General features: G+C 64.9%; 12 protein-coding genes and 1 pseudogene. 10 read left to right on the top strand and 3 right to left on the bottom strand.

The window, feature by feature from the left end; all coding sequences use genetic code 11:
• Nucleotides 1-192 precede the first annotated feature (192 nt).
• Nucleotides 193-486: a hypothetical protein gene (locus KUV81_RS03050; protein WP_222542369.1), complete on the bottom strand. Its 294-nt coding sequence runs from the start codon at nt 484-486 to the stop codon at nt 193-195.
• 489 nt (nt 487-975) lie between these two features.
• On the opposite strand from KUV81_RS03050, the gene KUV81_RS03045 reads away from it, so the two are divergent.
• The 8 genes from KUV81_RS03045 to KUV81_RS03010 all read left to right on the top strand — a co-directional run bounded on the left by KUV81_RS03045 (nt 976) and on the right by KUV81_RS03010 (nt 9,654).
• Nucleotides 976-1,179, top strand: coding sequence for a DUF1656 domain-containing protein (locus KUV81_RS03045; RefSeq protein ID WP_222542368.1), 204 nt, complete (start codon nt 976-978; stop codon nt 1,177-1,179).
• A gap of 8 nt (nt 1,180-1,187) precedes the next feature.
• Nucleotides 1,188-2,051: an HlyD family secretion protein gene (locus tag KUV81_RS03040; protein WP_222542367.1), complete on the top strand. Its 864-nt coding sequence runs from the start codon at nt 1,188-1,190 to the stop codon at nt 2,049-2,051.
• Nucleotides 2,052-2,068: 17 nt separating this feature from the next.
• On the top strand, nt 2,069-3,439 hold the full coding sequence (locus KUV81_RS03035; RefSeq protein ID WP_222542366.1) for an FUSC family protein: 1,371 nt from the start codon (nt 2,069-2,071) through the stop codon (nt 3,437-3,439).
• 191 nt (nt 3,440-3,630) lie between these two features.
• Nucleotides 3,631-4,974, top strand: a complete 1,344-nt coding sequence (locus KUV81_RS03030) for an NfeD family protein (RefSeq protein ID WP_222542365.1) — start codon at nt 3,631-3,633, stop codon at nt 4,972-4,974.
• Nucleotides 4,971-5,747, top strand: a complete 777-nt coding sequence (locus KUV81_RS03025; protein ID WP_222542364.1) for a slipin family protein — start codon at nt 4,971-4,973, stop codon at nt 5,745-5,747. Before KUV81_RS03030 ends, KUV81_RS03025 begins: the two co-directional genes overlap by 4 nt.
• 39 nt (nt 5,748-5,786) lie before the next feature.
• Nucleotides 5,787-6,698: an AAA family ATPase gene (locus tag KUV81_RS03020; RefSeq protein ID WP_222542363.1), complete on the top strand. Its 912-nt coding sequence runs from the start codon at nt 5,787-5,789 to the stop codon at nt 6,696-6,698.
• Nucleotides 6,695-7,648 carry a DUF58 domain-containing protein gene (locus KUV81_RS03015; RefSeq protein WP_222542362.1) on the top strand — a complete coding sequence of 318 codons (954 nt, stop codon included), beginning with the start codon at nt 6,695-6,697 and terminating at the stop codon, nt 7,646-7,648. The genes KUV81_RS03020 and KUV81_RS03015 overlap by 4 nt, the downstream gene beginning before the upstream one ends.
• The gene (locus KUV81_RS03010; protein ID WP_222542361.1) at nt 7,645-9,654 is read left to right on the top strand and encodes a DUF3488 and DUF4129 domain-containing transglutaminase family protein; all 2,010 of its coding nucleotides are present in this window, start codon (nt 7,645-7,647) and stop codon (nt 9,652-9,654) included. Before KUV81_RS03015 ends, KUV81_RS03010 begins: the two co-directional genes overlap by 4 nt.
• 158 nt (nt 9,655-9,812) lie before the next feature.
• Here KUV81_RS03010 and KUV81_RS03005 read toward each other — a convergent pair.
• Nucleotides 9,813-10,895 (bottom strand): annotated as a pseudogene (locus KUV81_RS03005) (transglycosylase SLT domain-containing protein); the annotation flags it as partial.
• Nucleotides 10,896-11,225: 330 nt separating this feature from the next.
• Nucleotides 11,226-11,366, bottom strand: a complete 141-nt coding sequence (locus KUV81_RS03000; RefSeq protein ID WP_222542359.1) for a hypothetical protein — start codon at nt 11,364-11,366, stop codon at nt 11,226-11,228.
• A gap of 173 nt (nt 11,367-11,539) precedes the next feature.
• On the opposite strand from KUV81_RS03000, the gene maoP reads away from it, so the two are divergent.
• Both maoP and KUV81_RS02990 read left to right on the top strand, forming a co-directional pair.
• Complete coding sequence (gene maoP / locus KUV81_RS02995; protein ID WP_222542358.1) at nt 11,540-11,884, top strand: DUF413 domain-containing protein; 345 nt, start codon at nt 11,540-11,542, stop codon at nt 11,882-11,884.
• Nucleotides 11,881-12,789 (top strand): RimK family alpha-L-glutamate ligase, encoded by a 909-nt coding sequence (locus tag KUV81_RS02990; protein ID WP_222542357.1) that lies wholly within the window; start codon nt 11,881-11,883, stop codon nt 12,787-12,789. The genes maoP and KUV81_RS02990 overlap by 4 nt, the downstream gene beginning before the upstream one ends.
• Nucleotides 12,790-12,793: the final 4 nt, after the last annotated feature.

Below are 12,793 nucleotides of genomic sequence, written 5' to 3'. Positions count from 1 at the left end.
AGTCCGAATCAGTGAGGGTGCCAGCGTTTCGGGTGGGGCGCTGGCTCTCCCCTAGGTAGTACGTTGAAGCCCTGGCCATTTACTCGCCGGGAATGGCCACCCGGAGCATGGTGGGTGGAACCGCTAGCGGTTTGGTTGAAACGGGGAGGATACCCCGAGGCCGCTCGGCCCGCTCCCAATTGCCGAAGCGCACTATTGGCGGATAAACCGATAGCACTCCAGCAACATCTCGTTCTGAAAATACGCCACGTAGGTCTCCTGCACGCTGAGAATGGTCGAGCGAGGCAACTCATACGCCCCCAGGGTGAGGATCTCCACCAGCTCGTCCCCCCGGGCGCGGGTCATCATCTCGGACAGGGGGGTGCCCTGCTGTCGATGCTCCATGATGCTGCGGGCGGCATCCCCCACCTTGGGGCAGTTCAGATCCGCGGCCAAAGCCGGCAAGGCGGCACTCGCAAGGGCCAGGACGGTCAGGGTGGTGTTCATGGTGTGGCTCTTAAGTCAGTCTGGACAGAGTCGCTGCCGTGCAGTGCCGGCCGCCATCAAAACGAACAAAATGATGCGTAATTGCAGCTTAACGTTGGTTGAACACCTCGCATCGCAAACTGACGCCGAGCGCTGCACACCAGTTTCAACGATCTTCGCCGCACTGGTGCCCCGGGTTCCCGCACTGCTGAGCGCATCAGGAAGGGGGTGGTCACCCACCCGGTCACCCAGCCGCCAGTGGCCAAGACATTCGCCTGATGACCCATCGTGTTAACCCAATCAAAGATGTTCGACGCAATGCGAAAAGGGGCCGGTGGGCCCCTTCTTTGTGGCTTGATGCCTGCCTCGATGAACACCGCTGCTTGGCGGGATCGGCCAGCAGGGTGCCAGACAGGTATACCCGCGTTTGAATGACCGGGTCCTCACATCATGAGTGTGTGCATTTTTCAAACTCGGGTTAAATGGCCGCAACTTTGATGAGGATTCGCTATGCCGTATGAAATAACCATTGGGGAAATATACATTCCGCCTTTCCTGTTGGTGATTGCGCTTGCGTACATCGCCACTCACCTAATGACTGCACTGATTGCGAAGCTCGATGGCTACAAATACGTGGCTTATCCAGAGGTTGCGGATATGAGCTTGTTTGTGCTCGTCACCTTGATCATTGGCTTATTTATTCCCTTTGTATGAGGCCTTTTATGTTTCGCAAATACATGACTTCCGCCGTTCTGGTGCTGGCAGCCGCAGGCGGGTCCTATTCCTATTACAGCCACAGCGTGAACAACCCCTGGACACGGGATGGCCAGGTGCGTGCTCATATCGTTGAGGTGACCCCTCGCGTAACGGGGCAAATTGTCCAGCTCAACATTCGAGACAACCAGCACGTTGAAGCGGGCGACATCCTCTTTAAGGTGGATGACAGCCAGTACAAGGCGGAGCTGGCCAGCGCCAAAGCGGCACAGCTGCAATTTGAAGCCCTGGTGAAAAAAGCCAGGAGCGAGCAAAGCCGAGCGGTACAGTTGGAGAAGCGCGTACCGGGTTCGGTTCCGGTGCTGACGTTGGATAACTACGCGATTGCGGTGGAAACCGCAAAGGCCAACCTGGAGGCCGCCAGGGCCAAAACCCATGAAGCCGAGCTGCTGCTGCAATACACCGACGTCACGGCCCCGGTGGATGGCTTTATCACCAACCTCAACCATCGGGTGGGGTCGCAGGTGGTCGCCAACTCACCGGTGGTCGCCCTGATCGACGAGCACAGCTTCTGGGTGGAAGGCTTCTTTAAAGAAACCGATCTGGATGGCGTGGAGCTCAGCCAGCGAGCGCGCGTCACCCTGCTTTCCAACAGCACTCAATCCTTCGACGGCACCATTGAGAGTATTGGCTTTGGTATCTCCAAAACCGACGGCAGCACCGGCAATGCCCTGCTGCCCAACGTGAACCCGAACTTCCAGTGGATCCGCCTGGCCCAGCGTCTGCCGGTGAAGATCAAACTGGATAGCGCCCCCGAGAACCTGCAGCTGCGCGTCGGCACCACGGCCTCGGTGCAGATCCTGGCGGACTGATGACGGTGGAATGAATCATGTTGAATCACTCCATGAAGGGGGCGGTGAAGTACGGCCTGGCCCTGGTCATCACCATGATGCTCTCCATGTGGCTGGGCTGGTCAAAGACCTCCTGGTCGATGCTGACCGTCACCGTCCTGGCCGTGTTGGACACCTACGGCTACTCGGTAAAGAAGGGACATGACCGTCTCCTTGGCACCGTGATTGGCACCGCCGTGGCCTTTTTGATGATTGGGCTCTTTGTCCAGCAAAGGGCGCTGTTTATCGCATCGATGACGGCCTTTATGTGGGTCTGTGTCTATTACCAGTCCCACCGCCGATGGGCGTACACCTTTAATCTCGCCATTACCGTGTGCGTCATTATTGGCAGCGCCATCTCGGCAGACAGTGTGTCGGTGATCTCCACCGCCATCACCAGGATGCAGGAAACCATTCTGGGTGTGGTGGTGTTTTCCGTGGTGTATCGACTGGTGTGGCCGAGTCTGACCGACGAGGCCTATTTTTCCAGGCTTCAGTCTGAGCTCAATGATCTGCAATCCTTGTCGGCCTTGCTGAAAAACGGTGAACAAGACAGCGATGAGATAGCCAAGCTGCTGAGCCGCGTGAAAAAGAGCGCGGAGAGTCTCAAGGAGCTACTGTCACTGCCGGTCGAGCCCAATGAGTACCTGTTCCAACACCAAAAAAAGCTGCACTCATTGACGCTGCTCATCGATGACGCCATCAAGATTGCCAGTCAGGAAGCCAGCCGAGATGGCACTCGGGGTAACCCCTTTCACCTGGGCGTGCTGGATGAGCTGTTGGAGGAGTTGGCCCGCTTTGTCCAAAGCCGGGGAGAATCGGACATCACTCGATCAACAGACGCCAAGCTAGCTACCTTGCCGGCGATGCTGTTGCCGAAGGAGAAGCGGTTCTACTTTGCCAACATTGCCGCCTGCGTGATGCTGACCACCTTTGTGTTGTGGATTTACATGCCGGTGCCCATGGGGGTGCTGTTTCCGACCTTTGCCGGGATCTTCGCGGCCAACGTGATGGCGATCCCCGGTAAGGCGGTGAAGTACATCATGCTGATCTACGTGGGCATCGCGGCACTGCTGATACTGCAGTATGTCTTTATCATGCCGGCGATGTCTGAGGCCTGGCAGATCTTGGCACTCTACTTCGTCAACGCGGTGTTCCTGTTTGGCCTGTGCGATTTGCTTAAGGTGGGGGCGCTTAAGGCCTTGGCGGGCAATGTGCTGGTGAACGTGCCCTCCAGCGCGGTGGAGCGGGTGCCGAACTACAACATCCTCAGCCCACTGAACCTGTTGGTGGTGCTGTGCCTGTCGCTGCTGATCATCGAGTTCTACGCCAAGGTGTTCTCAATCAAGGCGACCCAGACCGGAAGCTGAAAAGGGCGGATGGGGCTGTCTCAGGCATTATCCAGATGCCGCAAACTCATCGGTTAGGAGGCCAAAACAGAGGCGATGGGAGAAGCCCCGAGTCGCCGGCCACCGGGGGCTCAATGCTTGCGTAGCAGCAGCGCCCCAGAATTGGCTGATCTGCCTACACTTAGGACAGGCACCTTCACCCGGAGGACGCCATGCGCGCGCTGCTGCTTTGCCTGTTGCTGTTCTGCCCCCTGGCCCTGGGCCAGGTCTGGGTGGTGCCCTTAAAAGGGGTGATCGGCCCGGCGACCGCGGACTTTTTGGTCAGCAAACTCGAAGCGGCGGCGCAGTCCGAGACCCCGGTCACCCTGGTGGTGATCCAACTGGACACCCCCGGTGGTCTGGACACCGCCATGCGCCAGATGATCCAGGCGGTGACCCAGAGCCCCATCCCGGTGGCCACCTACGTCTCCCCCTCCGGCGCCCGAGCCGCCAGCGCTGGCACCTACCTGCTGCTGGCCAGCCACGTGGCCGCCATGGCCCCGGGCACCAACCTGGGGGCCGCCTCGCCGGTGGCCATCGGCATGCCCTCCCAGCCCGAGCCCGGCACCGAGGAGGCCGAGCCCGAGCCCGCTGAAGACCCGGCGGACAAAGACAAGGTGGTGGCCCGCACCACGCTGGAGAAAAAAGCCCTGAACGACGCCATCGCCTACATCCGCAGCTTGGCGGAGCTGCATGGGCGCAACGCCGATTGGGCCGAGCAAGCGGTCAGCGAGGCCGCCAGTCTGCCCGCCAGCGAGGCACTGGCCATTGGCGTCATCGATCTGATGGCGGATAACCTGGACCAGCTGCTGGCCGAGATCGCCGGGCGCGAGGTGCAACTGCAGAGCCGGCCCCACACCCTGGACAGCGGCGGTGAGGTGGTGGTGCAGGAGCCCAACTGGCGCCATCGGTTCCTGGCGGTGATCACCAACCCCAACGTCGCCTACATCCTGATGCTAGTGGGGATCTACGGTCTAATCCTGGAGTTCTACAATCCTGGGGTGGGTCTGCCCGGCGTCCTGGGGGGGATCTGCCTGCTGCTGGCGATGTACGCCCTGCAGATGATGCCTCTGAACTACGTCGGTTTGGGGCTGATGCTGCTGGGGATCATCCTGATGATCACCGAGGCGCTCAGTCCCAGCTTTGGCCTGTTCGGCATCGGCGGAGTGATCGCCTTCGCCCTGGGCTCCACCATGCTGATGGACTCGGACCTGCCCGGCTACCAGATCGCCCTGCCCCTTATCCTGGCCGTCTCCCTCACCTCCCTGGGGCTGTTCACCCTGGTGCTCAGCCTGGTGCTTAAGATCCGCCGCCGTCCCGCCACCACCGGCGATGTGCAGCTCACCGGTGCCGAAGCCGAGGTGGTCGACGGCTTTCCCGGCCCCGGCCGGGTTCGCCTTGGTGGCGAGATCTGGCACGCCACCAGCGAAGGGCCTCTGGCCCCCGGACAGAGTGTCACCGTCACCGGCCGCCAGGGGATGACCCTGGCCGTCACTCAGCGTAAGGAAACCCCATGATCACCCAATACACCCTACTGAGCATTCTTATCCTGGTGGTGGCCCTGCTGGTCAGCATGTTCCGGATCCTGCGGGAGTACGAGCGGGCGGTGGTGTTCCTCCTCGGCCGCTTTCAGCGGGTCAAGGGCCCCGGCCTTATCATCATCATCCCCATCGTTCAGCAGATGGTGCGGGTGGACCTGCGCACCATCGTACTGGACGTGCCTACCCAGGATCTCATCACCCGGGACAACGTCTCGGTGCGGGTCAATGCCGTGGTCTACTTCCGGGTGCTGGACCCGGAGATGGCGATCAACAACGTGGAGAACTACCTGGAAGCCACCAGCCAGCTGGCCCAGACCACCCTGCGTTCGGTGCTGGGGCAGCACGAACTGGACGAGCTGTTGTCGGAGCGGGAGACCCTGAACCGCGATCTGCAGAGCATCCTAGACCAGCACACCGACAACTGGGGCATCAAGATCGCCAACGTGGAGATCAAGCACGTGGACATCTCCGAGTCCATGGTGCGGGCGATGGCCCGCCAGGCCGAGGCGGAGCGGATGCGTCGGGCCAAGGTGATCCACGCCACCGGCGAACTGGAAGCCTCCCAGAAGCTGGCGGAAGCCGCCTCGGTGCTGGCCAACCAGCCCAACTCTTTGCAGCTGCGCTATCTGCAGACCCTGACCGAGGTGGCCAGCGATCGCACCAACACCCTGATCTTCCCCGTGCCCATGGATCTCATCGACCGCTTCCGCGACAAAAGCGCTGGCAAGGAGCCCGGTTCTGGCCAATAGTTGAACAAACCGCATTGTAAAACTTAGGGATTTTTGCGAATGAGCAAAGGGCTCACCACCGCGCTGGACCAGTTGGAGCAGGTGCTGCTGGACAAACCGACGCCGATCCGACTGGCCCTGGCCTGCCTGCTGGCCGGCGGCCATCTGCTGATCGAAGATCTGCCCGGCATGGGCAAAACCACCCTCTCCGCCGCCCTGGCCCGCACCCTGGGACTCAGTTTTCGCCGGGTGCAGTTCACCGCCGACATGCTGCCGGCGGACCTGTTGGGGGTGAACATCTTCGATGCCCAGCGCCAGCAGTTCCAGTTCCACCCCGGCCCCATCTTCTGCCAGTTGCTGCTGGCCGATGAGATCAACCGGGCCAGCCCCAAGACCCAGTCCGCCCTGCTCGAAGCGATGGCGGAACAGCAGATCAGCCTGGACGGCACCACCCACCCGCTGCCGGCGCCGTTTTTCGTGGTGGCCACCCAGAACCCCATGGAGCAATCCGGCACCTTCCCCCTGCCCGAATCCCAACTGGACCGCTTTATGATGCGCCTGAGCCTGGGCTACCCCGGTCAGGCGGCGGAGCGGCGGCTGCTGAAGGGGGACCACCGGGCGGACCAGCTGGACAGCCTGAGCGCCAGCCTGACCCCCGAGGAGCTCACTCAGCTCCAGCAGCAGGTGCAGCAGGTCTCCGCCTCCGACGCGGTGCTGGATTACCTGCTGGATCTGGTGGCCCACTCCCGCCGCCCCGAGCTGGAGTGCGCACCGCTCTCCCCCCGGGCCAGCCGTGCCCTGCTGGCTGCCGCCCGGGCCTGGGCCCTGATGGCGGGCCGTCAGTACCTGGTGCCCGATGACATCCAGGCGGTGTTCCCCTCGGTGGCCGAACACCGGCTGCGGGCCGGCCAGTTTACCGACGGGTCGATGCGCTCCCAGGCGATCCTCGAGCAGGTCAACCCGATCCGATGAGCCCGGGCCGCAACCCCTTTCGCCGCCTGTGGAGCGCCTGGCTGAGTCGGCGCCTGCCCCCCAATCGGCGTCAGACCCTGTCCCACCGCAGCGTTTTTATTCGCCCCACCGCCCTGGGGCTGGGTTACCTGATGCTCTGCGCCGTGCTGTTCATCTTTGGCACCAACTACCAGAACAACCTGATCCTGGCGCTGTGCTTTTTGCTGGTGAGCCTGTTCAACACCACCTTGCTGCTGGCCTTTCGCAACCTGGCGGGGCTGACCCTGGCCGCCGGCCCCGGCCACTCCCGCCACGCCGGCGAAGCGGTGCCCTTCGATCTCACCCTGACCGCCGACCGGGTGCTCTACCACCTGGAGCTGCGCTTCCCCGGCGGCCCGGCCCGCTACGTGCGCAAGGTCCAGCCCCTGGCCCGCACCGTCCAAGTCCAGTTTCCCAGTGAACGGCGCGGTTGGCTGCGCCCCGGCCGGCTGGTGGTCTCCAGCGCCTTTCCCCTGGGCCTGTGCCGGGTCTGGTCCAATCTGGATCTGGATCAGAAAGCCCTGGTGTGGCCGGCCCCCGCCCCCGGCACCCAGCCCCGCCAGGCCCTGGCGCCGGATCCCGCCATGAAGAGCGACCAGCACCGGCCCGGGGTGGACGACTTCCATGGCCTCAGCCGCTGGCAGCCAGGTCAGAGTCTGGCCCGGGTGGCCTGGAAGCAGGCGGCCCGGGGCGGCGAGTGGCAAGCCAAGGCTTTCGTCACCCCCCAGGGGCTGCCCTCCGCGCTGACCCTGGATCCCAGCCTGCCGCTGGAAACCGCCCTCTCCCAGCTCACCTTCCAGGCCCGTCACCTGTTCCACCGCCAGCAGCCCTACCGCCTGGTGCTGGGCCAGACCCAGTACGGCCCGGACCACGCCCAGAGCCACCTGGAGCGCTGCCTGGACGCCCTGGCCTGCTACCCGGAGGCCCCATGAGCGCCGGCCGGCGACCGGTCTCCCGGCGCACCCAGGGCTGGCTGCTGCTGGCCCAGGTGGCCATCGTGCTGCCCCTATCCAACCACTGCACCCCCTGGACTCTGGCGATCCTGGGCCTCTGCCTGCTTTGGCGCCTGGGGATCTTCTTCGGCCGGGTGGCCCGCCCGCCCCGCTGGCTGGTCAACCTGCTGGGGCTCGGTGCCCTGGTCACCCTGGGGCTGGTGGTCAGCCAGGTGGGGGTGCTGGCGGCGCTCATCAACCTGCTGGTGCTGGCCTACGGCCTCAAGACCATCGAGATCCGCCACCACGGGGATCTCACCGTGGTGGTGCTGACCGGCTTCTTCCTCATTGCCCTGCACATGCTGGACCGCTACGGCCCGGGCACCGCGGTGCACCTGGTGGTGATGGTGGTGCTCAACACCCAGGTGCTGCTGTCGGTCTACCGGCCCGGCCCCCTGCTGGCGGTGCCCAGCCTGGCCATCAAGATGGTGCTGATGAGCCTGCCCCTGGCGTTGCTGCTTTTCCTGCTGGTGCCGCGCATCGGCCCCCTGTGGCAGATGCACGGCAGCCAGGTGGCGCGCACCGGACTGACCGACTCCTTGGCCCTGGGGCAGATCGCCCAGCTGGGCCGCTCCGGCGCCCTGGCCTTTCGCGCCTCCTTCGACGGGCCCTTGCCGGAGCCGGAGTCCCTCTACTGGCGGGCGGTGGTGATGGACGAGTTCGACGGCCAGGTGTGGCGGGCCAGCGATCCCCAGACCGGCCCCATGGCGCCGCCGACGCCGGGGGGCCAGCCCTACCAACTGCTGGTGGAGCCAAGCCACCAGCCCTGGCTGCCCACCCTCAATCGCTCCTACAGCGCCGATCCCCGGGTGGGCGCCCTGACCGATCAGCGCCTGATCTGGGCCCTGCCCCCGGCCGCGCGTCAGCAGTTGGCCCTCACCTGGTCGGCGCCCCTGGCGGAGCCCGGCCCGCTCGATGGCGCCGAGCGGCTGCGCCTGCTGGCCCTGCCCAGCGAGGGCAACCCCCGGGCCCGGGACTGGGCCTGGTCTCTGACCCGGGCCTACGACGCGCCCCAGCAACGCATCGCGGCGGTGCTGCAGGAGTTTCGCCAGGCCCCCTATCGCTACACCCTCTCCCCGCCAGCGTTGGGTCACGACCAGATCGACAGTTTCCTGTTCGACACCCGGGCCGGGTTTTGCGGCCACTACGCCTCCGCCCTGGTGTTCCTGGCCCGGGCCGCCGGGATCCCGGCAAGGATGGTCGCCGGCTACCAGGGGGGGGATCCCAGCCCCGATGGCACCCTGCTCACCGTCTACCAGTTCAACGCCCACGCCTGGGTGGAGGTGCACATTGAGGGGCTGGGTTGGGTGCGGGTGGATCCCACCGCCGCGGTGGCCCCGGAGCGGGTGGAACAGGGCCCGGAGGCCGCCCTGGGGGCGGAGCCGGCCTTCCTGGCGGACGCCCGCTCGCCCCTGATGCGCTGGCGCGAGGTGACGGCCCTGCGCGCCCTGCAAAGTTGGATGACCCAGCTGGATTACCGCTGGAGCCAGTGGGTGCTGGGGTTTGACCAGCGACGCCAGGCGGACCTGTGGCAGCAGTGGTTCGGCCGGGTCACCCTCTGGCACCTTGGGGTTGCCCTGGCGGCGGCCGTGGCCCTGGTGGCCCTGGTTCAGGCCTGGCTCACCGGCTTATGGCGCTGGCCGCGACCGCGCCCGGCGCCACTGCGCAGTTACGATCGCATGGTACGGCTGATGCGCCGCCATCACCTGGCCCCCCACCCCGGTGAGGCGCCGCTGCATTTTGCCCGGCGCATCGGTCAGCAGCGGCCGGACTTGGCCCCGGCGCTGCAGGCCTACGTCGAGCGCTTCCACGCCCTGCGCTACGCCCCGAAGCCGGACACCGATGCCCGGGCCCTGGCCGAGGCCCTGTCCCATCTGCAGCAGCACCTGGAGCGCCCTCAGGGGGCCGGGTTCACTCCGGTACGCTCCAGCGCTTCGCGCACCTGAGCCCGGGCCGCTTCCTCATCCAGCACCCGCCGGTAGGCGATGTAGTAGCGGTAGATGTTGGACACGAACCGCACTGTCTCCGAGCCGATCTCCGCCGCCACCAGATCCTCCACGTTGTTGAACCACTCGTTGGGATCCAGTCCCCGCTCGGCGGCGGCCTTGCGCAGCCGGTTGATGCGATTGGGGCCAGCGTTGTAGGCCGCCATGGTGAAGATCATCCGGTTGAACTCCGTCAGTTCCGGCTCGGCAAAGTAGCTGTCCCGCAGCAGTGCCAGGTACTTGGTGCCGGCGTGAACGTTGGGCTCGGTTTGCTGGATGTTGTCGATGGCGATGCGTTTGTCCCGAGCGGTGGCGGGCATCACCTGCATCACCCCTACGGCCCCCACGTGACTGCGGGCACCGGGATCAAAGCGCGACTCCTGGTAGGCGAAGGCCGCCAGCAACACCCAGTCGATGTTGTACTGCTCGCCGTAACGGCGAAACAGCGCCACCAGCTCCGGCAGCGGCGCAAAGGGGCCGTCGGACTCCATCGCCGACATCCAGCGCTCCGAGGCCAGGTAGTTCTGGATCACCAGGTTGGCGGCCTTGGTGCCGATGGGGTGGGCCGCCACGAAGCCGTCCACCATCGCCTTAAGCTGAACGCTCTCCTTGCGCAGGCCCATGGCGATGCGCCCCCCTTCCCGCAGGGGCAGGTCCGGGTGGGGCTTGAGCTGGGGGTAACGGGTCAGCCAGGGGGCGAGCTTGTGCTCGTCCACTACCGTCGCCTCCAGGTGGCCCTCCGCCACCATCTGCAGGAGATCTTCGTCCTCGAGACGGGGATCCGCGGTCAGCAGCTGGATGGGGGGCAGGCTTTGCAGGCTCAGCCGCTCGTTGGCCGCTTCGATGCTGGCGAAGTAGCTGGACTCCTGGCGCACCATCAGCGCCCGTTCGGAGAGCTGGGGCAGCTCGGTCAGGCTCGGCCAGTGGGGGCCGCTGACCACCAGCTCGCGCACGTTCAGCCGCCAGGGGCGGGAGAAGGCGATGGACTGCTGGCGCAGCTCGGTGATGGTGAGGTTGGCGATGATAAGGTCGCCGTAGCCCGCCTCCAGATAGGGGATCAGCTGGTCACGGCGCACCGGAATGGGGGTGAGTCTCAGGTAGCGGGCCTCCGCCCCCAGTTGGCGGCGCAGGTAGTGTTGCAGCAGGGCCAGGGTCTCCACCGTGGCGCCCTTGGGCTGGCCCTTGTCGATGTAGTACCAGCCGGGGGTGACGGAGGTGAGGATGCGGATCTCGCCCCGACGCAGCATCTCGTCCAGATCGCCGCCCCAGGGCTCCGCCAGTATGGGCCAGATCTTGGCCAGGTGATGGGTGCTCTGGGCCTCCTCCTGCAGCCGCTCGGCCTCGCTGGGTTGCCGCGGCGGCGCCGGCTCCGACTCCGGTGGGGCCTTTTCGCAACCGACCAGCAGCATCAGCGCCAGCAGACACAGGGTGCGCCGCATTCGCCCCTCCCTCTTTCGCCGCTCCCTGGCCCGGTGATGAAGATCCATAAAAGACAACAGGATCGCCTCGCGATCCTGTTGTCAGTGTAGACCCTATTGCCAGTCCGACTCCCGCCGCTCGCCGCGCTGACGGCGCACTCGACGGGCCGGTGACTCCTCCTTGTCGAAGCGCTTGCGTCCCTGGCGCTTCTGCAGGGTGGGCTCGAAGAGCCAGTGGTCGGGGATGCGATTCATGGTTGCGTCCATCGTAGATGCCTGCTTCGCATCTTCATCCAGCGGCCACCGGAACCCAAGCGAGGAATTTTTGTGCCCAGCCAAGAATTATTTCGTTTTGCCCGCCGCCACCGCTCCCCTATAGTCGCGCCGCCTCGATAACGAGCGGCACAGTGAGAGACACGACAGTGAATATGGGTTCCGACAGTTTTCTCGCCTTGTCCCGTTTTGTGGACAAGCGTCACCCCCGAGGGCTGGCCCGCAGCGGCCACTTTACCCTGAGCGAAGCCGAGCGGCTTGAGCGCCACGGCGTGGCCTACCAGGCCCTGTGCAGTGGCGAACGCCCCCCGGGAACGGAAGAAGAGCAGGCTTTTGTTGCCGCCATCCTGGGGCAGCGTGAAGCCACCACCCCCCACGAAAAGGTGTGGATCAAGTATTTGGCCACCCTGAACCGTCGGCGATACAGCCTGAACGCCTCCTGCAAGAGCGAATGGGGAGAGGCCGACGACAGCGCATTGGAGCTAGACCTGGATACATGAAAGGTTGGATTTTTTACAGTAAGGACCGCGCCGCCCTGCCCCCGGACAACTACGAGATCCGGCGCATCGTGGCGGCCGCGGAGGCCCGGGGCATGGAGATCGACGTGATCCGCCCTGACCGTCTGGAGATGGTGGTGGGGGAGCATCTGGCGCCCAGTCTCTACCTGGACCAGGAGCCGGTGGACCTGCCGGATTTCGTGCTGCCCCGCCAGGGTGCCACCACCAGCTACTTCACCTTAAGCCTGCTGCGCTTTTTGGCCCAGCAGGGGGTCAAGGTGCTCAACAGCGCCGACGCCATCGCCCTGTGCGGTGACAAGATGCAGTCGGCGTTGCAGCTGGCCCACCAGGGGATCCCGATGCCGGCGGCCATGCTGGCCCGCTTCCCGGTGGACACCGACGCGGTGATCCGCAAGATGGGGATGCCGCTGGTGCTCAAGACCCGCAGCGGCAGCCAGGGCCACGGCGTGATGCTGATGCGCTCAGCGTCCCAGTTCAAGGACATGATGCAGTTGATGGGCACCGTGAACCCCAACGCGGCGATGATGTTCCAGCGTTACGTGGCCTCCAGCCATGGCCGGGACATCCGGGTGATCGTGGTGGGTGGCAAGGTGGTCTCCGCCATGGTGCGTCAGGCGCCGGAGGGGGAGTTTAAGGCCAACGTCCACGCCGGGGGCACCACGCTGCCCCAGGAGCTGACTCCGGAGCTTATCGAGCTGTCGGTGCGGGTCGCCACCTTGCTGGACTTGGACATCGCCGGGCTGGATTTTCTCTGCGATGAAGCTGGCCACTTCCTGCTGTGCGAAGCCAACTCCTCCCCCGGCTTCAAGGGGATGGAAGCGGCCCATCCGGAGCTCAACATGGCCGAGGTGCTGATGGACTTCGCCCTGGCCGCCTGCCAACGCTGAGCCT

The organism is Ferrimonas balearica (assembly GCF_019802085.1).
GTDB lineage: Bacteria > Pseudomonadota > Gammaproteobacteria > Enterobacterales > Shewanellaceae > Ferrimonas > Ferrimonas balearica_B.
This window is presented reverse-complemented; position numbering and strand designations above follow the sequence as displayed.